This window comes from Streptomyces sp. S.PNR 29 (genome assembly GCF_030386795.1).
Classification (GTDB): Bacteria; Actinomycetota; Actinomycetes; order Streptomycetales; family Streptomycetaceae; genus Streptomyces.
The window spans coordinates 140,048-161,020 of sequence record NZ_JANUQM010000007.1; the positions used below are offsets into that span (position 1 = coordinate 140,048).

General features: G+C 72.9%; 19 protein-coding genes. 16 read left to right on the forward strand and 3 right to left on the reverse strand.

Annotated features, from left to right (window positions below; genetic code table 11):
- Positions 1 to 122: 122 nt before the first annotated feature.
- On the reverse strand, positions 123 to 1,019 hold the full coding sequence (locus tag NW895_RS20255; RefSeq protein WP_289937150.1) for a pyrimidine reductase family protein: 897 nt from the start codon (positions 1,017 to 1,019) through the stop codon (positions 123 to 125).
- 129 nt (positions 1,020 to 1,148) lie between these two features.
- On the opposite strand from NW895_RS20255, the gene zapE reads away from it, so the two are divergent.
- The 14 genes from zapE to NW895_RS20325 all read left to right on the forward strand — a co-directional run bounded on the left by zapE (position 1,149) and on the right by NW895_RS20325 (position 15,944).
- Positions 1,149 to 2,252 (forward strand): cell division protein ZapE, encoded by a 1,104-nt coding sequence (gene zapE / locus NW895_RS20260; RefSeq protein ID WP_289937151.1) that lies wholly within the window; start codon positions 1,149 to 1,151, stop codon positions 2,250 to 2,252.
- 212 nt (positions 2,253 to 2,464) lie between these two features.
- Positions 2,465 to 2,863: a hypothetical protein gene (locus NW895_RS20265; RefSeq protein WP_289937152.1), complete on the forward strand. Its 399-nt coding sequence runs from the start codon at positions 2,465 to 2,467 to the stop codon at positions 2,861 to 2,863.
- A gap of 77 nt (positions 2,864 to 2,940) precedes the next feature.
- A complete protein-coding gene (locus tag NW895_RS20270; protein WP_289937153.1) occupies positions 2,941 to 3,522 on the forward strand; it encodes a carbonic anhydrase in 582 nt (193 codons plus the stop codon).
- 17 nt (positions 3,523 to 3,539) lie between these two features.
- Positions 3,540 to 5,018, forward strand: coding sequence for a SulP family inorganic anion transporter (locus NW895_RS20275; RefSeq protein WP_289937154.1), 1,479 nt, complete (start codon positions 3,540 to 3,542; stop codon positions 5,016 to 5,018).
- A gap of 123 nt (positions 5,019 to 5,141) precedes the next feature.
- On the forward strand, positions 5,142 to 5,924 hold the full coding sequence (locus NW895_RS20280; RefSeq protein WP_289937155.1) for a slipin family protein: 783 nt from the start codon (positions 5,142 to 5,144) through the stop codon (positions 5,922 to 5,924).
- A 95-nt stretch (positions 5,925 to 6,019) separates the two neighbouring features.
- Positions 6,020 to 7,423 (forward strand): PhoX family protein, encoded by a 1,404-nt coding sequence (locus tag NW895_RS20285; RefSeq protein WP_289937156.1) that lies wholly within the window; start codon positions 6,020 to 6,022, stop codon positions 7,421 to 7,423.
- A 43-nt stretch (positions 7,424 to 7,466) separates the two neighbouring features.
- Positions 7,467 to 8,990, forward strand: a complete 1,524-nt coding sequence (locus NW895_RS20290) for an FAD-dependent oxidoreductase (RefSeq protein ID WP_289937157.1) — start codon at positions 7,467 to 7,469, stop codon at positions 8,988 to 8,990.
- A gap of 81 nt (positions 8,991 to 9,071) precedes the next feature.
- On the forward strand, positions 9,072 to 9,929 hold the full coding sequence (locus NW895_RS20295) for a polysaccharide deacetylase family protein (protein ID WP_289937158.1): 858 nt from the start codon (positions 9,072 to 9,074) through the stop codon (positions 9,927 to 9,929).
- A gap of 18 nt (positions 9,930 to 9,947) precedes the next feature.
- On the forward strand, positions 9,948 to 10,127 hold the full coding sequence (locus tag NW895_RS20300) for a hypothetical protein (RefSeq protein ID WP_094052755.1): 180 nt from the start codon (positions 9,948 to 9,950) through the stop codon (positions 10,125 to 10,127).
- Between the two features lie 34 nt (positions 10,128 to 10,161).
- Positions 10,162 to 10,878: an aminoacyl-tRNA hydrolase gene (locus NW895_RS20305; protein WP_289937159.1), complete on the forward strand. Its 717-nt coding sequence runs from the start codon at positions 10,162 to 10,164 to the stop codon at positions 10,876 to 10,878.
- Positions 10,879 to 11,094: 216 nt separating this feature from the next.
- Positions 11,095 to 12,411 carry a DUF692 domain-containing protein gene (locus NW895_RS20310; RefSeq protein WP_289937160.1) on the forward strand — a complete coding sequence of 439 codons (1,317 nt, stop codon included), beginning with the start codon at positions 11,095 to 11,097 and terminating at the stop codon, positions 12,409 to 12,411.
- 118 nt (positions 12,412 to 12,529) lie between these two features.
- Complete coding sequence (locus NW895_RS20315) at positions 12,530 to 13,309, forward strand: DUF4142 domain-containing protein (RefSeq protein WP_289937161.1); 780 nt, start codon at positions 12,530 to 12,532, stop codon at positions 13,307 to 13,309.
- A 113-nt stretch (positions 13,310 to 13,422) separates the two neighbouring features.
- Positions 13,423 to 14,214 (forward strand): TIGR04222 domain-containing membrane protein, encoded by a 792-nt coding sequence (locus NW895_RS20320; RefSeq protein WP_289937162.1) that lies wholly within the window; start codon positions 13,423 to 13,425, stop codon positions 14,212 to 14,214.
- Between the two features lie 113 nt (positions 14,215 to 14,327).
- Complete coding sequence (locus NW895_RS20325; protein ID WP_289937163.1) at positions 14,328 to 15,944, forward strand: alpha/beta hydrolase; 1,617 nt, start codon at positions 14,328 to 14,330, stop codon at positions 15,942 to 15,944.
- 108 nt (positions 15,945 to 16,052) lie between these two features.
- Here NW895_RS20325 and hemQ read toward each other — a convergent pair whose 3' ends face one another.
- The gene (hemQ, locus tag NW895_RS20330) at positions 16,053 to 16,796 is read right to left on the reverse strand and encodes a hydrogen peroxide-dependent heme synthase (RefSeq protein ID WP_289937164.1); all 744 of its coding nucleotides are present in this window, start codon (positions 16,794 to 16,796) and stop codon (positions 16,053 to 16,055) included.
- Between the two features lie 5 nt (positions 16,797 to 16,801).
- Positions 16,802 to 18,301, reverse strand: a complete 1,500-nt coding sequence (hemG, locus tag NW895_RS20335) for a protoporphyrinogen oxidase (protein ID WP_289937165.1) — start codon at positions 18,299 to 18,301, stop codon at positions 16,802 to 16,804.
- Between the two features lie 157 nt (positions 18,302 to 18,458).
- Between hemG and NW895_RS20340 the strand changes: the two genes are divergently transcribed.
- Both NW895_RS20340 and NW895_RS20345 read left to right on the forward strand, forming a co-directional pair.
- Positions 18,459 to 19,451: a DUF4349 domain-containing protein gene (locus tag NW895_RS20340; RefSeq protein ID WP_289937166.1), complete on the forward strand. Its 993-nt coding sequence runs from the start codon at positions 18,459 to 18,461 to the stop codon at positions 19,449 to 19,451.
- A gap of 53 nt (positions 19,452 to 19,504) precedes the next feature.
- Positions 19,505 to 20,902 (forward strand): FAD-dependent oxidoreductase, encoded by a 1,398-nt coding sequence (locus tag NW895_RS20345; RefSeq protein WP_289937167.1) that lies wholly within the window; start codon positions 19,505 to 19,507, stop codon positions 20,900 to 20,902.
- The last annotated feature ends 71 nt before the right edge of the window (positions 20,903 to 20,973 follow it).

Here is a 20,973-nt window from a genome sequence, read left to right on the forward strand (position 1 = left end):
CTGCGGAAACCATCCTGCCCCGTAACCGCACGGGTACTGCCTGATCCAGTGTGCCCGCCCGAAGCTGAACGGAACGGTACATTCCTGCCGATTCGGGACCTGCCCTGCCTTTGTACCGGCGTTCAGGCCCGCCGGTACCTGCTGAAGAGGAAGCCTTCCTCCTCCAGGAGGGACACCATCGCGAACCGCTGCGGAACCGCGATCGAGGGCCCTCCGGCGATGCGCTGCGCGTCACCCGCGGTGAGCATCGGGGAGACGGTCAGACAGAGCTCGTCGAGCACGCCGGCCGCCACCATCTGCCCGAGCAGCCGCGGGCCGCCTTCGGTCAGCAGCCGGGTGTGACCGAGGCCGGCGAGGGCCTGGACGGCGCGGGCGGGGTCCACGCCGGTGCCGTCGCCGGCGATCACCACCCGGGCACCCGCCTTCTCGGCGGCGGCGACGCGGTCGGGGGCGGCCGCGGCGCCCGTCAGGATGAGCGTGGGCACCAGGGGCGAGGTGAACAGCGGCAGCGAGAAGTCCAGCTCCAGGCCGGCGGTGACCACCGCGATCGCCGGGGCGGGCCCCTGCCCGGCCGCCTCCCGCATCGCCGTGAACTCGGCACGCGCGCGAGCGGGGCGGTACCCCTCCTGACGTACCGTTTCCGCACCGACGACCACGACGTCCGCCAGCGCCCGCAGCGTGCCGAAGATCCGCATGTCGGCCGCGCTGGAGATGGGCTGCGAACGATTGTCGTGCTGCGCGGCCCCGTCGAGCGTGGACACCATGTTGGCCCGCAGCCAGGGCTCCCGCCGCCCGGTACCGGCCTCGGGATAGGCGTAGGCGTCGGCCAGCTCGGTGAGGCTCCACTCCCGGTCGACATGGCTGGAAACGTGCGCTCCGCCCGGGCCGCCGGCTCCAGGAGCCGCACCGGCGGCAGCGGCCCGAAGGCCGGCCCCGGCACCCCCCCGCCTCTCCTCACCGGATATCCCGTCGAAGGTCCTGACTGCTGTCTCGTCGGTCACAGGGAACAGGCGTCGCATACCGTGAAGTCTGGCACGGCTCGGGGCCCGCCCGGCGAATACCACAGGGCCCCGGGCGCCCGGAATGTGAGGGAACCCCCACGAGCGGCCCCGCACACCCCCACCGAGCAGGCCCTAGCATGGTGAACCGTGTCGTCCTCCTCCGCCGCCCCCGGTCCGACCTCGATAGCCGACGCCGCTCCGCTGTCCCTGTGCGCCCGTGAGCCGCACGTCCCCGCCGAGCGGCTGGTCGCCGAGATGGTGCCGCCGCCGCGCTTCGACTCGGTGCGCTTCAGCACGTACATCCCGGACCCGAACCAGCCCAGCCAGACGGAGGCGGTACGCGTCCTGGAGGGCTTCGCGGCCGGGCTCGGCGGGGCACAGGCCGGCACCGGCAGGCGCGGCTTCTTCGGCTTCGGCAGGAGCAGGGCGCCGAAGGCCCCGGCGGGCCCCCGCGGCGTCTACCTCGACGGCGGCTACGGCGTCGGCAAGACCCACCTGCTGGCCTCCCTCTGGCACGCCACCGACGCCGAGCCCGCCCGCAAGGCGTTCGGCACGTTCGTGGAGCTGACCAACCTGGTCGGCGCCCTCGGCTTCCAGCAGACCGTCCAGACCCTCTCCGGCCACCGCCTGCTGTGCATCGACGAGTTCGAGCTCGACGACCCCGGCGACACCGTCCTCGTCTCCACCCTGCTCGGCAAGCTGGTGGACGCGGGCGTGGCGCTCGCCGCCACCTCCAACACGCTGCCCGGCAAACTCGGCGAGGGCCGGTTCGCGGCAGCAGACTTCCTGCGCGAGATCCAGGGCCTGTCCGCCCACTTCCGCACCCTGCGCATCGACGGCGAGGACTACCGCCACCGCGGCCTGCCCGAGGCGCCGGCGCCGTACTCCGACGAGCAGGTGACCAAGGCGGCGCACGCCACCCCGGGCGCCACGCTGGACGCCTTCCCGCAACTGCTGGACCACCTCGCCCGCGTTCACCCCAGCCGCTACGGCGCGCTGACCGACGGCGTGAAGGCGGTGTGCCTCACCGACGTGCGCCCCGTGCCGGACCAGTCGACGGCGCTGAGGCTCGTCGTCCTCGCGGACCGGCTCTACGACCGTGAGGTGCCGGTCCTGGCCTCCGGCCTGCCCTTCGACCGGCTGTTCAGCGAGGAGATGCTGAAGGGCGGCTACCGCAAGAAGTACTTCCGGGCGATCTCCCGGCTCACCGCGCTGGCCCGCGACGCCCAGCGACTCGTCGAGTCCCGCTGACACCGGGCCCGCCCGACGGGCCCCATTACCTCAGCAACGGCCGCGCCACAAGGCCCGGTTCACGCCAGCCGATCCACGGTTTTCAGGCTCTCTTCAGCTCGAAACGTTAAGTTAACCCTGCAAACGACTTTGCAGGGTTAATGTGTTTCTTGACCAGCCGTTGACCAACCGTTGGTCTGCACTAGAGGCGTGAACTGCCTGAAGGGGGGCGCATGTTCCGAGGTACGACGGCCCGGACCGTGGTTTCGCTCCTCGCCGCCGTTCTGCTGGCCCTGCAGTTCTTCGCCCCTACGGCATCCTTCGCATCCGCGCACACGGCCCGTCATGCCGTGGCCAAGGGTCAGCCCGGAATCAAGCCCTCCGGCCAGTCCCTGCGCGACGAGCACGTCCACTGCCGGGATGCCGGAAGCGCAGGGGACCCGACCGGCCCCCTGCGCACCCGCGACCGGCACCGCACCGCCGACTCCGCGCCCGAGGCGCCCGAACGCCCGCTCCTGAGGCCGTGCGCCTGGACCGCACCCGAGCCGGCCGCACCCGGTGCCACGCATCTGCGCACATCGAGATGGCCGACCGATCACACACCGGCCGCTCTACAGGTGTTCCGCTGCTGAGCTACAGAGCAGTCCCCCCACCTCTGTCCCATTAGCCCGACGCGCCCCCCGACCGGCGCGCCAGGAGGAGTCACCACATGCAACCCCTCATCGACAACGCCCGCACGTTCGGACAGCGCCCTGAGGAGTTCGCCAAGCTGGCCGAGGGCCAGTCCCCCGAGGTCCTGTTCATCACCTGCGCCGACTCCAGGGTCGTACCGGCCCTGATCACCGGCGCCCGCCCCGGCCAGCTCTTCGAGCTGCGCACCGCGGGCAACATCGTCCCGCCGTACGGCTCCGGCACCCCCACCGGCGAGGCGGCCACCATCGAGTACGCCGTGGAGGTGCTCGGCGTCAAGGACATCGTGGTCTGCGGCCACTCGCACTGCGGTGCCGTGGGCGCCGTGGTGCGCGGTGACGACCTGGACGCCGTACCGGCCGTGCGTGACTGGCTGGCGCACGCCGCGGAGGAGCCCAAGTGCTCCGACAAGGCCGACCCGACGGTCGCCGAGGCCGTCCAGCACCACGTGCTGACGCAACTGCTGCGGCTGCGGTCCTACCCCTGCATCGAAAAGCTGCTGGCGAACGACCAACTCCGGCTGCACGGCTGGTACTACGAGGTGCACACCGGGGCCGTGCGCGAACACCGCGCGGAGACCGACACGTTCGAGGCTCTGTGAGGCGCGCCATGACTGCCATGACCAAGTTTCCTTATCTCCGGCAGGACTTCGCCGCCTCCATCGTCGTCTTCCTGGTCGCCGTGCCGCTCTGTGTCGGTGTGGCCGTCGCCTCCGGCGTCCCCGCCGAGCTGGGTCTTGTCACCGGCATCGTGGGTGGCCTCGTCACCGGGCTCATGCCCGGCAGCAGCCTCCAGGTGTCCGGGCCCGCCGCGGGCCTGACGGTGCTGGTCTTCGAGGCCGTCAGCGAGTTCGGCGTGGCCGCGCTGGGCGTGATCGTGCTGATCGCCGGACTGCTCCAGCTCGCCATGGGCTTCCTCAAGGTGGGCCGCTGGTTCCGGGCGATATCCGTCGCCGTCGTCGAGGGCATGCTCTGCGGCATCGGCCTGGTGATCATCGCCGGCCAGATCTACGCGGCGGCGGGCCTGAAGGCCCCGGAGACCGGACTCGGCAAGATCGCGGGACTCCCGGGGGCGTTCGCCGACGCGCTGAAGAGCACCGAGGCTCTGACCTCGCTCGCCATCGGCGCGGCCACCATCGCCGTCATCGTGCTGTGGAAGAAGATGCCGAAGGCGGTACAGGCCGTGCCCGGCGCTCTCGCGGCGGTGACGCTGGCCACGGTCGCCACGCTCGCCTTCGGCCTCCCGGTCGCCACGGTCGAGGTGGAGGGCCTGCTCGGCGTCATCCAGCCGCCCGGCGCCGAGGCCTTCGGTGAGCTGGCCACTCCGGCCATCTGGGGCACCATCATCGCGTTCACGCTCATCGCCTCGGCGGAGAGCCTGTTCAGCGCCGCGGCCGTGGACCGTCTGCACAACGGTCCCCGCACCGAGTACAACAAGGAGATGATCGCCCAGGGCGCGGGCAACACGGTGTGCGGTCTGCTCGGCGCGCTGCCGATGACCGCGGTGATCGTGCGCAGCTCCGCCAACGTCAACGCGGGCGCGAAGACCAAGGCGTCGCGTGTGCTGCACGGCGTGTGGCTGCTGCTGTTCGCCGCCGCGATGCCGTGGGCCCTGGCACTGATCCCGATTCCCGCCCTCGCCGGCATCCTCGTGCACGCGGGCTGGAAGCTGATCCCGTTCCGCCAGATCGCGACACTGTGGCGGAGCCACAAGGGCGAGGCGCTGATCCTGGTGGTCACGGCCGTGTCGATCGTCGCGGTGAACATGTTCGAGGGCGTGCTCATCGGTCTGGCCCTGTCCGTGATCAAGACCGCCTGGGAGGCCTCGCACCTGAAGCTGGATGTCATCGACAAGGGAGCCGGCCCGATCCAGGTGTACCTGTCGGGCAACGCGACCTTCCTGCGGCTGCCGAAGATCCTCGACAGCCTGGAGGCGCTGCCCCAGGACCGGCCCGTCGAGCTGGACCTGTCCGGGCTGCACCACCTGGACCACGCCTGCCGTACGGCGCTGGAGAACTGGGCCGAGCGGCACAGCGCGCCCGACACCGAGCCGGTGAAGGTCACCACTCCGGAACCGGAGAAGGCCGTGGCGTCCTAGCGATCCCGGTGTGAAGCACCCCTGCCCGGCCGGAGCTCGCCAGAGCGTCCGGCCGGGCATATCGTTACAGGAGGTGCGAAAACTCGCACAAGCGTGCAAGACGGCCGGCAAGGAGTCGTCATCGTGCTTGAGGCAGTGCTGACCGCTGTTGTCGCCGCCGGAACCGTTGGCGTCGTCTACGTCGCCGCGGCGGCCCGGGTCGTCAAGCAGTACGAGCGTGGGGTGGTCTTCCGCCTCGGACGGCTGGCGGGTGACGTGCGGCCGCCCGGGTTCACCGTGATCGTTCCGTTCGTGGACCGGCTGCACAAGGTCAACATGCAGATCGTGACGATGCCGGTGCCGGCCCAGGAGGGCATCACCCGGGACAACGTGACCGTGCGGGTGGACGCGGTCGTGTACTTCAAGGTGGTCGACGCGGCCAACGCGCTCGTGAAGGTCGAGGACTACAAGTTCGCGGTCTCGCAGATGGCGCAGACGTCCCTGCGGTCGATCATCGGCAAGAGCGACCTGGACGACCTGCTGTCCAACCGCGAGAAGCTCAACCAGGGCCTGGAGCTGATGATCGACAGCCCGGCCGTCGGCTGGGGCGTGCAGGTGGACAGGGTCGAGATCAAGGACGTGTCCCTGCCGGACACGATGAAGCGGTCCATGGCCCGCCAGGCCGAGGCCGACCGTGAGCGCCGGGCCCGGGTCATCAACGCCGACGCCGAGCTCCAGGCGTCGAAGAAGCTGGCCGAGGCCGCGCAGCAGATGTCCGACACGCCGGCCGCGCTGCAACTGCGGCTGCTGCAGACGGTGGTCGCGGTGGCCGCGGAGAAGAACTCCACGCTCGTGCTCCCGTTCCCGGTGGAGCTGCTGCGCTTCCTGGAGAAGGCGCCGCAGGCGCCGCCGGAGCAGACCGCCTGACCGTGACGCGCGCTACGCGCGTGGTTCCCGTGGCCCGCACCAGGTGATAGACACGGCGGGGTCACAGTTCCTGTCCGCCAGCAGGAAGGTTGCCCATGCCCGAAAACACGACCGAGACCGTGTCCGACAGCGGCCGTACGACACGACGCCAGATGCTCGCCCGCACCGGCGCGTTGGGCGTCGGCATCGCGTTCGCCGGAAACCTCTCCGAACTCTTCGCGGGCACCGCCGCCGCGCAGACCCTGGGGCGCACCGGATACGGCCCCCTCGTCCCCGACCCGAACGGCCTGCTCGACCTGCCGAAGGGCTTCCGCTACACCGTGCTCTCCCGGGAGGGCGACCCGTTGCGCTCCGGCGAGGGCAGGGTCCCGTCCAACCACGACGGAATGTCGGCCTTCGCGGGCGGACACGGCCGCGTCCACCTGGTCCGCAACCACGAGAACCGCAACACGGCGAAGCTCCCCGTCCCCACCGTCGAGGGCCTCACGTACGACCCGGCCGGCAAGGGCGGCTGTACGGTCCTGACGCTGGACTCACGCAACAACGTACTGTCCGAACGGGTCGGCATCGCCGGTACGGCCGTCAACTGCGCGGGCGGCCCCACCCCTTGGGGGACCTGGCTGACCTGCGAGGAGACCGAGGACAGGGCCGGCACCGCCGGGTACAGCAAGGACCACGGCTTCATCTTCGAGGTCGACCCGGCCGACCCGCGCCGCAGCGGGGCCGTGCCGCTGACGGCGATGGGCCGCTTCCAGCACGAGGCGATCGCCGTCGATCCACGGCGGGGCGTGGTCTACGAGACGGAGGACGCGTTCCTCAAGCCCTTCGGCCTCTTCTACCGGTTCCTGCCCGAGAAGCCGCTGGGCGGCCTCGGTTCGCTGCGCGCGGGCGGCCGGCTGCAGGCGATGCGCGTTCCCGGCGTGCCCGACCTCTCCACCATCCAGGAGACGGGCGCCTGCTTCGACGGCATCGAGTGGGTGGACGTACCGGACCCGCAGGCCGCCCAGACCCCCGTCCGGCTGCAGGACTTCGGGCCGAAGGGCATCACCCACGCGCAGAAGCTGGAGGGCTGCTACTGGGGCGGGCGGAGCGTGTACTTCGTGTCGTCCTTCGCCCGCAGCGCGGACGGGTCCGCGGCCGACCACTACGGGCAGATCTGGCGGTACGACCCGTCGGCGCGCCGCCTGACCCTGGTGATCGTCTTCGGCCCGGACACCGACGTCCAGCTGCCGGGCGAGTCCCCGGACAACATCTGCCTCGCGCCCAGCGGCGGCCTCATGGTCTGCGAGGATGGCAACGGCGCCCAGCACGTCTTCGGCGTCACCCGGAAAGGCGAGGTCTACGCGATGGCCCGTGGCCGTCAGAACATCGGCACCCCCGAGGAACCGGAGTGGGGCGAGTTCGCCGGGGTCGCCTTCTCCCCCGACGGCCGGACGATGTACGTGAACTGCTACACGCCCGGGACGACGTTCGCCGTGACGGGTCCCTGGCGCGGATAGCCGTGCCCGGTGAGGCCCGGGTGCGACGGGGTACTCGGGCCCCATGACAGAGAACCCGCACGTCAGCGGCTCGTACTGGCTACAGACGGCTCCCGGCGGCCCTCATCCCGCGCTGCAGGAGGACCTCGACGTCGACGTGGCCGTGATCGGCGCCGGTATCGCCGGGCTGAGCACGGCGTGGGGGCTGGTGCGGGCCGGGCGGAGCGTGGCGGTGCTGGAGGCCGGGCGGATCGCCGCCGGCGTGACCGGCCACACCACCGCCAAGGTCACCGCCCTGCACAGCCTGATCTACGACAAGCTGCGGCGCACCCGGGGTCCCGAGGGCGCCCGGCTGTACGCCCGCTCGCAGTCCGAGGCGATCGAGCACGCCGCAGCGATCGTGGACGAGCTGGGCATCGACTGCGACTGGGAACGCCGGAGCGCCTACACGTACGCCTGTGACGCGGGCCGCGTGGACGAGCTGCGGGCCGAGGCGGCGGCCGCCGAGGAGGCGGGGCTGCCGGCGGCGTTCGTGACGGAGACCGGGCTGCCGTTCCCGGTGGCGGGCGCGGTGCGGGTCACCGGGCAGGCGCAGTTCCATCCCCGCAAGTACCTGCTGGCCCTCGCCGACGACCTGGTCGCCCGCGGTGGGCGCATCTTCGAGCACACCACCGTCCACGGCCTGGACGAGGGCACGCCCTGCCGGCTGTCCACCGGGGCCGGGCCGACGGTGACCGCCCGGGACGTCGTCGTCGCCACGCACTACCCGATCTTCGACCGGGCGCTGCTCTTCACCCGGCTCTCCCCGCGACGCGAGCTGGTCGTCGCCGGGACCATCGAAGCCGAGCGGGACCCGGACGGCATGTACATCACACCGGACGAGAACACCCGCTCGGTCCGCACGGCACCGCACGGCACGGACGGCGGTCGGCGGCTGATCGTCATCACCGGGGAGCACTTCACGCCCGGCACGGGCGACACCCGGGACCGCTTCGAGCACCTGACCAGCTGGGCCACCGAGCACTTCCCCGGCATCGACCTCACCCACGCCTGGGCCACGCAGGACAACGATCCCACCGACACCGTCCCCATGGTGGGCCCGTTGCACCCGGGTGCCCGCCACACCTACGTCGCCACCGGCTTCGCCGGCTGGGGCATGACCGGCGGCATCATGGCGGGCCGGCTGCTCACCGCGCAGATCACCGGCGAGGAGTGCGCGTGGAGCGAACTGTACGACCCGCGCCGGCTGCGCACGGCGGTGCGCGAGGCCCCGTCGTTCCTCAGGACGCAGGCCGAGGTCGCCCGCCACTTCGTCGGCGACCGGCTCAAGCCCGCGCCTCCGGTGGACGCCCTGCCGCCCGGCGAGGGGTCCGTGGTCCGCGTGGGCGGTCACCGGCTCGCGGTCTACCGGGACGACGACGGCGCCCTGCACGCCGTCTCCGCGCGCTGCACCCACCTCGGCTGCCTGGTCTCCTTCAACGCGGCCGAGCGGGCCTGGGAGTGCCCCTGCCACGGCTCCCGCTTCGACACGGACGGCAAGGTGATCCAGGGGCCGGCGACGCGTCCGCTGGAGCGGCGGGACATCTGACGGGCCGGGAGCGGCGGCCGGGCGGGTGACTCGACGGCCGGGTTGACTCTGAGGCCGGACAGATCGTCATACGGTCGTACGGTGATCACTCTGGTACGTCGGATCACCGCCGTCTGGGTCGTGAGCGCCGCCCTCGCCGCCTGCGGCACCCCGGCCCAGGCACCGCGTGCTCCCCGCGCGTCGCCCTCGGCGGCCCCGTCCCGCCCCGCGTCGATCCCGTCCCGACCTCCCAGCCTCGCCCCCGGCCCGGCGGGCCTCACCCCCGTCTTCACCCACGGCCCGCGCACGCGGGGCAGGGCCGTCGCCCTCACCTTCGACGCCGACATGACCGCCGGCCAGGGGGCGCGGGCGGCCGCGGGCGAGCGATTCGACAACCCGGGGCTGATCGCGACGCTGCGCAAGCTGAAGGTGCCGGCCACGGTGTTCATAACGGGGCGGTGGGCCGAGGAGTACCCGGCCCAGGCCCGGTCCATCGGGCGGGACCCGCTCTTCGAGGTCGCCAACCACTCCTACAGCCACTACGCGTTCACCCGCGACTGCTACGGCCTGCCGACCCTGCCCCGGAACCGGATGCGGGCGGACGTGGAGCGGGCGTACGCCGCGTTCCGGAAGGTGGGTCTGCGGCATCCGATGCCGTACTTCCGCTTCCCCGGTGGCTGTCACGACCGGCGGGCCCTGAAGGCGCTGGCCCCCACCGGCGTCACCGCCGTGCAGTGGGACGTGGTGAGCGGGGACGCGTTCGCGACGGACGCGGACGCGGTGGCCCGGCAGGTGCTGCGGGGGGTGCGGCCCGGATCGGTCGTCGTTCTGCACTGCACCCGCAGCGCCGCCCCGGCGACCGAGCGGGCCGTGCGGACGATCGTGCCCGAGCTGCGCCGCAAGGGCTTCCGGTTCGTGAAGGTGTCCGGGCTGATCGGGGCCGCGGGCGCCCGGCGCTGAGCGTCCTACGCTGGAGGCATGAGCGAGGACGACTACTGCCTGATCGACGCGGCCAGGCCGCCCAGGGCCGACGGGCCGCCGTACGCGGAGTGCGTGCTGTGCCGGGAGCCGACGGAGTATCCGGAGTCGTACAAGGGCATCACCCTGTGCCCGGTCTGCGAGTGGCAGGAGGCCCAGCGCACGGCCTGCTCGGGATGATCCCCCCGATCCCGGGGTTGGCACACTGGTGGGCGTGACGAATGATCCCACGCCTGTGAACGACAGCCCCTTCCGCGCCGAGCCCGGCGACCGCGATCTCGCGCCGCAGTTCGTACTGCCGCTGGTCGTGCGGATCGAGCGGGCGGCGCCGCCGGCCCGTACGGACGCCCTGGAGACCGCGGCCCGGGCGGTGCTCGTGATGCTCGGCGACGAGCGGTCCGTGGGCGACGGCGAGTGGGCCCGGGCGATGCGGGACTGGCAGGACGCGCGGATCCGCAAGGTGGTGCGGCGGGCCCGCGGCGCCGAGTGGCGGCGGGCGCAGGCGCTGCCCGGCATCACGGTCACCGGCAAGACCGCGGAGGTGCGGGTCTACCCGCCCGTTCCGCTGGACGGCTGGCCGAAGGACCTGGCCCGGCTCCAGGTCTCCGGCACCGACCTCGACGACCCCGAGCCGCCGGTGGACCCGGACCTGTCCGCGCCGGTGCTCTGGATGAACCCGGACCTCGGCATGTCGGCCGGCAAGGCGATGGCGCAGGCGGGCCACGCCGCCCAGCTCGCCTGGTGGGAACTCGGCGACGAGGAGCGCGCCGCCTGGCGGGACGCGGGCTTTGCGCTGGCCGTGCGTACCCCGGAGCCCGGACACTGGAGTGAACTCGTGGGCAGTGGGCTGCCGTTGGTGCGTGACGCGGGCTTCACGGAGATCGCGCCGGGATCCTGCACGGTGGTCGCGGACCATCCCGCGCTGCGGTAGGACGGCCCGCGCCAGCGCCCCGTGAACGCGTCGGCCGCTCGGCACGTACCCCTCGGCACCGGCCGGGCGGCGGCAGGCGCCGGAACCTCAAATGTTGCTCTGAACGTGTCCGTGAAGGGGTTCGGTCCCGGGCGCCGGGGCCATACCCCCGTCATGTCCGAGGGGACGCCCCGGCGGGGCCGGGTGAGCCGCGTGGCCGGGTGAAGGAGGGGGACGATGGAGCGACTGGGGACGGGAATCGGGTGGCGGCCGGAGATCGCGGACGCCGTGGAGCGCATGCCGGGCATCGACTGGGTCGAGGTCGTGGCCGAGAACGTCTGCCCCGGTCACCTGCCCGAGTCGCTGCGGCGGCTGCGCGAGCGCGGAGTGACCGTGGTGCCGCACGGCGTCTCGCTGGGCCTGGGCGGCGCGGAACGGCCGGACGGCAACCGGCTGGCCGTGCTGGCCGAGCGGGCTCAGGCGCTGGGCTCGCCGCTGGTCACCGAGCACATCGCGTTCGTCCGGGCGGGTGGGCCGCTGACCGCCTCCCCGCGCCTGGAGGCGGGCCACCTGCTGCCGGTGCCGCGCACCCGGGACGCCCTGGACGTGCTGTGCGAGAACGTGCGCATCGCGCAGGACGCGCTGCCCGTGCCGCTCGCCGTGGAGAACATCGCCGCGCTGATCTCGTGGCCGGGCGAGGAGATGACCGAGGGGCAGTTCCTGTACGAGCTGGCCGACCGCACCGGGGTGCGGCTGCTGATCGACGTGGCGAACCTGCACACCAACCACGTCAACCGTGGCGAGGACCCGGCCAAGGCGCTCGCCGAACTCCCCGTGGAGGCCATCGCGTACGTCCATGTCGCGGGCGGCTTCGAACGCGACGGCGTCTGGCACGACAGCCACGCCCATCCCGTCCCGCGGCCGGTCCTGGACATCCTGACCGACCTCGCGTCCCGGGTCTCTCCGCCCGGAGTGCTGCTGGAACGCGACGAGAACTTCCCGGAACCGGCTGAGCTGGAAGGGGAGTTGGAGGCGATCCGGGAGGCGGTGGCGAAGGGCGGGGCGCCGCGTGCGGCGCTCCGGTCCGGCGAGCCGGCGGCGGGCTCCCGGGACGTGCGGGAGAACCCCGCCTCCACCGACCCCGCCCGTCAGCGGCTGGGCCTCGCCCAGGCGGCGCTGCTGTCCGCGCTCGTCGCCGGGACGCCCGCGCCGGAGGGGTTCGACCGGGTGCGGCTCGGGGTGCAGGCGCGGGCCCTCGCCGGGAAGCGGGCCGGCGTCGTGGCGAAGGTCGCGCCCGAACTCCCGGTGCTTCTCGGGGAGGGATACCGGCCGGCCTTCCTCGCCTACGCCCAGGGCCACCCGATGACCGGCGGCTACCGGCGCGACGCCCTGGACTTCGCGGAGCACCTGCTGCTCGCCGGGCGGCCGGAGGAGGCGCGCGCCCGGCGGGAGCTGCGGGAGTGGTGGCTGGAGCGGTCGGGGCCGGTGCCGCGGTCCGCACGGCCGGCGGTTCGCCTGGCGCGGGCCACGCGGCGGGTGCTGTCGCGGCGCTGACGGACCAGCCGAGCGTGCCGGGGCCCGCACACGGAGCAGAGGGTTGGCGTGAACTCCGCAGTAATATGCCAACTCCGTACCCGACAACGCACCAGCGGTGCCGTGAGCAGGAGGCACCATGCGACCGCGACCGCCCATCGAAGGCCGAGGCGTCTTCAGCGGCACCGGGCTCATCATCACGGGCCTGGCGGCCACTCTCGCCGCGCTGATCTTCCCGATCTGGTCGTACACCGACCAGCCGGCCACGGAAGTGGACGTACTGCGCTCCGAGACCGTGTCGACCGAGTACGGGCCGCTGTCCGCACTCGACCAGGACTTCCTCACAAAGGTCCGGCTGGCGGGGCTGTGGGAGCTGCCCGCCGGTCAGCAGGCGCAGCAGAAGGGCACCACCGAGGCCGTACGGACGGCGGGGCAGCACCTCGTCGAGGGGCACACGTATCTCGACCAACGGGTCCGCAACGTGGCGTCCCGGCTGGGGGTCGCCCTGCCCAACGAGGCCGGCGAGCAGCAGAAGGAGTGGCTCGGGACCCTGGACGCGGCACAGGGCGCCGACTACGACCGCAAGTTCGCCAACATCCTGCGGCTGGCGCACGGCCGGGTGTTCTCGGTGGTCGCCCAGGTCCGCGCGAGCACCCAGAACTCCCTGGTGCGCGACCTCGCCGACGACGCGAACACGACCGTGCTGGACCACATCAAGGTCCTGGAGGCCACCGGATACGTCGACTTCGACGCCCTCGCCCGGGACATGGCCGCCGACGTTCCCTCGGCGCCGGACTCCGCGCCCGGCCCCACGGCCGATCCCGGCGTGGTCGTCCCCGTGAGCCCGTCGCCGTCCCCCACCTACCCGCTTCCGCCGGCCGCCACCGCCCCACCGCCGTCCGAGCCCGGTGACTCCTGAGCTCCGTGACTCCTGACCTGCCGTCACAAACGGAACGTCACATACCCACAACGCTCCGTCCGCATGATGAACAAGGCATGGCAATCGTCAGGACCTTGGCATAGAAACGCGGCATGTTCTGGGTCCTTCTTCTGCTGCCGGCCTGGGCCGTCGCCGGCACGGCGTGTACCCGGCTGTGTCTGGCCGCCGTACGCGCGGCGGCCGTGGACTCCCACGGCGTGACCGCGGGCCGGGGACGTGAACTGACGCTGTACGAGGCCGCGTTCCTGTCCGGCGGGCCACGGCGGGTCGCCGATCTCACGCTCGTGTCCATGGCACGTCAGCGTCGGCTGCTCCTGGCGCACACGGGCTGGGCGACCGTCGTCGACCCGCTCGCACGGGACGACATGGAGCGGTCCGTCATCGGGGCCATCGGGCCCGGAGGACAGTCCCGGATAGCGCCGGTGCGGGCCGCCGCGGCCGCGGCGGACGCGGTGCGCGGCCTCGCCGACCGGCTCGTCAGCGCGGGCCTCGCCGTGCCCGACGGCGACCGCGGCGGTGTCGCGGCCGGAGTCCGGCAGGTGCGGCTCGCCGCGGTGGCCGTGTGCGCGCTGGGGACGGCCGCGCTGCTGATGCCCGCCCCGCCGGACCTGCCACGACACCTGGTCGCCCTGTGGTTCGCGCTGCCGCTCGCCCTCACCCTGAGCTGCCTCGCCATCGCACGCGTCGAGGGCCACCCGTACTCGCGCTGGGCCTCCCCGGCCGGGCAGCGGCTGCTGGGCGCACTGGTCCGGCGCTCCACCGGCGCCGGCGACGACCGTACGTATCTCACCTCCGTCGCCGTACGCGGTGTCCACGCCGTCGGCGAACCGGATCTGCGCGCCGCCTTCGCGCACCGCGAGCAGAACGACGAGCGGCAGGGCTGACGGGCGCGGGCGTACAGGGGCATTGGCGCCGACACCGGCGGTTGGTGCTTGCCTTCCCCCACAGCCGGACGAAATATCCCTTTTGTCGCCATCGTGCACCGAAGGGAAACTCGATGCGAGCTGCCGCCCTCTACTCGGCTGCCGGGTCCTTGCTCCTGACCACCCTGGCCGCCACCCCGGCCGGCGGCGCCCCGGAGTTCCCCGGTGCGGCGGAGCTGCGCGGCACCGCGGTGGCCGCCGAACGCGCCGCCGCCGCCGGCATCAGATTCGGGAAGTGCCCCAAGGGGCAGGAGATGCCGGGCCATGTGCGGTGCGGCACGGTGAGTGTCCCGCTCGACTACGCGCATCCCGACGGCCGGCAGATCCAGCTCACCGTCAGCCGGGCACGGGCCACGCACAAGGACCCGCAGAACAGCAAGCACCGGGTGCCCCGCCAGGGCGCCCTGGTCTACAACCCGGGCGGTCCGGGCGCCTCCGGCATGGCCTTCCCCATGGTCGGCCTGCTGCCCGAGTGGAAGCGGATCGCTGCGGCGTACGACCTCGTCGGCTACGCCCCGCGCGGGGTCGGCCGCTCCGCGCCCCTGTCGTGCCAGGACCCGAAGCACTTCTTCAAGGGGCCCACCCAGGCGCCGAGGCACCCCTCGGAGTCGTACAAGAAGAAGCGCATCGCGCAGGCCAAGGCGTACGCGCGCGGCTGCGCCGAGCGGGGCGGCTCCGCGCTGCGGCACTACACCTCCCTGAACAACGCCCGCGACCTGGACGTGCTGCGCGCCGCGCTCGGCGAGAAACGGCTGACGTTCATGGGCGCCTCGTACGGCACCTACTTCGGGGCGCTGTACGCGACGCTGTTCCCCAGGCACGTGCGCCGGATGGTGTTCGACTCGGCGGTCGATCCGGCCCCGGGGGAGATCTGGTACCGCAACAACCTCGACCAGTCGGCCGCGTTCGAGGTCCGCTGGCGGGACTTCCGGGAGTGGGTCGCCCGGCACGACCGCGTGTACGGGCTGGGCGACACGGCGGCTCAGGTGCAGCGCAGTTACGAGCGGGCGAGCGCGCGGCTGGCGGCCGAGCCGGCGGGCGGAAAGGTGGGGCCGGGACAGTTGCAGGAGGCGTTCCTGCAGGCCGGGTACTACGACGACTACTGGCCGGGGCGCGCGGCCGCCCTGTCGGCGTATCTGAAGGGGAACCCGAAACCGCTGATCGAGCAGGCGGGCCCGCTTCTGGAGGCGGCGGCCGAGAAGGAGAACACGAGCGCGGTCTACACGGCCGTCGAGTGCAACGACGCGCCCTGGCCGACGGACTGGGCGGTGTGGGACCGGGACAACACGCGTCTGGCGCGCGTGGCGCCGTTCGAGACCTGGGACAACGTGTGGATGAACCTGCCGTGCGCCTACTGGCGGGCGCCCCGGCAGCGGCCCCTCGACGTGCGGACCGGGCCGGGCGAGCTACCGCCGACGCTGATCCTGGCCGCCGAGCGGGACGCCGCCACGCCGTACGACGGCGCCCTGGAACTGCGCCGCCGGCTGTCGGGCTCGGTCATGGTGACCGAACGGGACGCCGGCACCCACGGCCTCGCGGGCGGCCCGAACCGCTGCGTCAACGGCCACCTGGAGGCGTATCTGCTGGCAGGACGCCTCCCGACGCGGCGCGCGGACTGCGCACCGCACCCGGAGCCCAAGCCGGCGGGAACGGGCGACCGGTCCGCGGACCCCGCCCGGCCGGCGCACTGATCAGGCCAGCCCGGCGACCAGCTCGGCGACCGACTTCCGGCGCCCGGTACCGCACCTGCCGGGGGACAACCCCCGAACCCCCGGCCGACCCGAGACCACCGCCTCCCGTCAGGCCAGCCCGGCGACCAGCTCGGCGACCGACTTCCGGCGCCCGGTGAAGAACGGCACCTCTTCGCGGACGTGCATCCGGGCCTCCGAGGCGCGCAGGTGGCGCATGAGGTCGACGATGCGGTACAGCTCGTCGGCCTCGAAGGCGAGGATCCACTCGTAGTCGCCGAGGGAGAACGAGGCGACCGTGTTGGCGCGCACGTCCGGGTAGCCGCGGGCCATCTTGCCGTGGTCGGCGAGCATGCGGCGGCGGTCCTCGTCCGGCAGCAGGTACCAGTCGTAGGAGCGCACGAAGGGGTAGACGCTGACGTAGTCGCGGGGCGTCTCGTCGGCGAGGAACGCCGGGATGTGCGAGCGGTTGAACTCGGCGGGGCGGTGCAGCGCCATGTTCGACCAGACCGGCGTGAGCGCCCGGCCCAGCTTGGTGCGGCGGAAGAGGTTGTACGCCTCCTGCAGCTGGTCGCTGGTCTCGGCGTGCCACCAGATCATGAGGTCGGCGTCGGCGCGCAGGCCCGACACGTCGTACGTGCCGCGGACGGTCACGTCCTTGGCGGCGAGCTGGTCGAACAGCTCCTGGACCTCGTCGGCGTACCCGGCGCGGTCCTCGGGCAGGACGTCCTTCAGCTTGAAGACGGACCAGAGCGTGTAGCGGATGACCTCGTTGAGGTCCTTGGCCAGCTTGCCCTTGTTGGGGATCCGCTCGGGCGCGGTGCTGGAGGCCGTGGTGGGGGCGTCGTCACTCATGGTCCTTATTCTCCTGCTCCGCCGTGCAGGCTCTGCACCGGGTTGGCGGTGAGCTGCTGCACACCGCGCAGGTCCCCGTGGATCTGGTCCACCGCCGCGTAGGCGCTCGCGATGCACGCCGGGATGCCCACGCCGTCGTACGCCGCACCGCACACGGCGAGACCCGGGAGCCTGCCGACGTGCTCGCGGATGCGGGCCACGCGCGCGTGGTGGCCGACGGGGTACTGGGGCAGGCCGTCGGTCCAGCGGGTGACGCGGGTCTCGACCGGGGTGGCGGTGAGGCCGGTCGCCTCCTTCAGGTCGTGCCGGGAGACGTCCACCAGGCCGGCGTCCTCGCGCTGGAGGATCTCCGTCTCGCCGTACCGCCCGACGGAGGTGCGCAGGACGAGGAGATCCGGGTTCTCCTCGGCGATCCAGCCCCACTTCTGGGAGGCGAACGTGGACGCCTTGATGGTGCGGCCGTCCACCGGCGGCACGAGGAAGCCGCTGCCTTCGGGGAGGGCGGTTTCGGCGCGGCGGTAGGCGAGGGTGACCAGGGCCATGGAGGCGTACTCGACGCCGCCGAGCGCGGTCGCGGCCTCGGGGGCCTCGGTGCGCAGGAGACCGGCGGCGGCCGGTGCGGGGACGGCGACGACGACGGCGTCGGCGTACAGCACCCGGTCTCCGGCGACGACGCCCCACCTCGCGTGCGACCGCTCGGCCCCGGCGTCCACGTGGCTGCCCGCGCCGGTCGTCCTGCGCAGCTCCGTCACCGGCGTCCCCGTCAGGATCTCGCCGCCCCGCTCGCGCACCGACTCCGCGACCGCGAGCGGCAGGGTGCCCACGCCGCCCTGGATGCCCATGAACACCGGCCCGGTCTGCCGGCCCGCCACGGCCTTCGCCTGGATCTCCCGGACCGCCTCCAGCAGGGAGTCGTGCGTCCGCGCCGCCTGGAACAGCTGCGGGACCGCCAGGCGCATCGAGATGCGGTACGCGTCGCCCGCGTACACCCCGCCGAGCAGCGGCTCCACCAGGCGGTCGACGACCTCGCGGCCGAGGCGCGCCGCCACGTACTCCCCCACCGCCACGTCGTCGCCGACCTCGGTGCGGGGCAGGTCGGCGTCGCGCTCGATGCGCTTCAGGCCCTCCTCGGACAGGACGCCGGAGAGGGCCGATGCGGTGCCGGGGACGCCCATGACGTGGCCCTTGGGCATGGGGCGCAGGGCGCCGCGGGTCCACAGCGAGGCGGTAGCGGTGGCCGGCGGCTGGAGGCGGTCGGTGAGGCCCACCTCACGGGCGAGGGCGACGGCCTCGGGGCGCCGGGCCAGCATCGACTCGGCGCCCAGGTCGACACGCGCACCCGCGATCCGGCCGGGCAGCAGCTTGCCGCCGACGCGGTCGGAGGCCTCCAGCACGGTCACCCGCGCACCGCGCTGCAGCAGCCGGTGAGCGGCGGCCAGTCCCGCGATGCCGGCCCCGATGACGACGACATGCCCCGTGCCCGCACGGATCTCCCTTGCCCACATGTCCACAGCCTCTCAGATCCCACTGACAGTCCCGCCCCGGCCCCGGTGTCCGTCACGAGTCCTGACCGTGACCGCATCGGAACCGTTCCGCCCCAACGTCCGCGGCCGCGCCGGCGTCGAAGGAACGTCAGTCGTCACGACCCGGGGGGACTCCCACATGCGCGCACGTCGTTCCGTACGACCCGTTCGACCCGTTCGACCCGCTCACGCCCTGGCCGGCCTCCTGCTGGCCGCCGCCCTCGCACTCACCGGCTGCAGCGCGGCCGACGACTCCGGTGGCAGCGGCGCGGGCGACAGCAACGCCGCCGCCTCGCAGGCGGACGCGAAGGAGGGCGCCCCCGGCAGTGGGGCGGGCGGCACCAAGGCGTCGGCGGCGCCGAAGGTCACCGCGAGCCACATCATCCGCACGGCATCGCTGACCGTGCAGGTCAAGGACGTCCCGAAGGCCCTCGACGCGGCCCGCGCCAGCACCGAGAACGCGGGCGGCTACATCGGCAACGAGACCACCACCCGGGACGAGGAGGGCCACGAGGACACCCGGGTGGTGCTGCGGGTGCCCGTCGAGAAGTACGAACAGGTCCTCGCCGACCTGGAGGGCACGGGCAAACTCCTGGACCGCAACGCCAAGGCGCAGGACGTCACCGACCAGGTCGTGGACGTGGAGAGCCGCATCAAGTCGCAGCGTGCCAGCGTCGCCCGGATCCGGGAGCTGATGGACCAGGCCACCAAGCTCAGCGATGTGGTGACCCTGGAGGGCGAACTGAGCTCCCGCCAGGCCGACTTGGAGGCCCTGCTGGCTCAGCAGGCGTCCCTGAAGGACCGCACCGGCCTGGCCACCATCACCCTCTCTCTGTCCGAGACGCCGGTACCGAAGGCCGCCGAGGACGACGAGCCCGGCTTCGTGGACGCGCTGGCGGGCGGCTGGGACGCGTTCGTGACGATGCTGCGCTGGCTGGCGGTGGCGTTCGGCGCGGTCCTGCCGTTCGCGGCGGTGACGGCGCTGCTCGTGCTGCTGTGGCTGCGGGTCGTACGCCCCCGGCTGCCGCGCCGCCCGGCCCCGGCGCCCGCGACGACCGCGCTGGGCCCGCTGCCGACGGCCCGGCCGGCGCCCGAGCCCACGCGCGGGGAGCAGCCCGGCGGGCGTGAGTGACGAGCGGGAAGGGCGAGCAGGAACGAAGTGCCCCGTCCCGTTAGCGTGTTCACATGAGCATGAGCCGTGCGCGGGGTACGAGAGAGCGACTGGTCGTGATCGGCGGCGACGCGGCGGGGATGTCCGCGGCGTCGCAGGCCCGCCGTCTGAAGGGCCCCGACGAGCTGGAGATCGTGGCGTTCGAACGAGGCCACTTCACCTCCTTCTCGGCCTGCGGCATCCCCTACTGGGTGGGCGGTGACGTCCCCGAGCGGGACCGGCTGATCGCCCGCACGCCCGAGGAGCACCGCGCGCGGGACATCGACCTGCGCATGCGCACCGAGGTCGTCGAGATCGACGTCGGTCGGGGGCGGGTACGCGCGCGTGACGTCGATGCCGGCGCCGAGTCCTGGACGTCGTACGACAAACTGGTGATCGCGACCGGCGCCGTTCCCGTCCGCCCCGCCATGCCGGGCGTGGACGCGCCCGGCGTCCACGGCGTGCAGACCCTCGACGACGGCCAGGAGCTCCTCGACTCCCTGGCACGCACGCGTGGCCGCCGTGCGGTGGTCGTCGGCGCGGGCTACATCGGCGTCGAGATGGCCGAGGCGCTCATCAACCGGGGCTACGAGGTGACGGTCGTCAACCGCGGCCGGGAGCCGATGTCCACACTCGACCCGGACATGGGCCGCCTGGTGCACGAGGCCATGGAGGGCCTGGGCATCGCCATGGTCGACGACACCGAGGTGACCAAGCTGCTCACGGGGGACGACGGGCGGGTGCGGGCGGTGGCCACGGAGGACGCCGAGTACCCGGCGGACGTGGTCGTCCTCGGCATCGGCGTACGCCCGGAGACGACGCTCGCCGCGGCCGCCGGCCTCCCGCTGGGTGCTCACTCCGGCCTGCTGACGGACCGGGCGATGCGGGTGCGCGGCCACGAGAACATCTGGGCCGGCGGTGACTGCGTGGAGGTGCTGGACCTGGTCTCCGGCCAGGAACGCCACATCCCGCTCGGCACGCACGCCAACAAGCACGGCCAGGTCATCGGCACCAACGTCGGCGGCGGCTACGCCACCTTCCCTGGGGTGGTCGGCACGGCGGTCAGCAAGGTCTGCGACCTGGAGATCGCCCGCACCGGCCTGCGCGAGAAGGACGCCCGCCGTGTGGGCCTGCAGTACGTCACGGTCACCATCGAGTCCACCAGTCGCGCGGGCTACTACCCCGGCGCCTCCCCCATGACCGTGAAGATGCTCGCCGAACGCCGCACGGGCCGGCTGCTCGGCGTGCAGATCGTGGGCAGGGAGGGCGCGGGAAAGCGAGTCGACATCGCGGCGGTTGCCCTCACGGCCGGCATGACGGTGGAGCAGATGACGTCCCTGGACCTGGGGTACGCGCCACCTTTCTCGCCGGTCTGGGATCCGGTACTGGTAGCGGCCCGCAAGGCATCGAAGGCGGTACAGCAGCAGGGCTGAGGGGGCGCGGGGCCGCATCGATGTGCGGCCCCGCCGCGTGGGCGCGAGCAACCGCCCACAGCCCGCCCCCG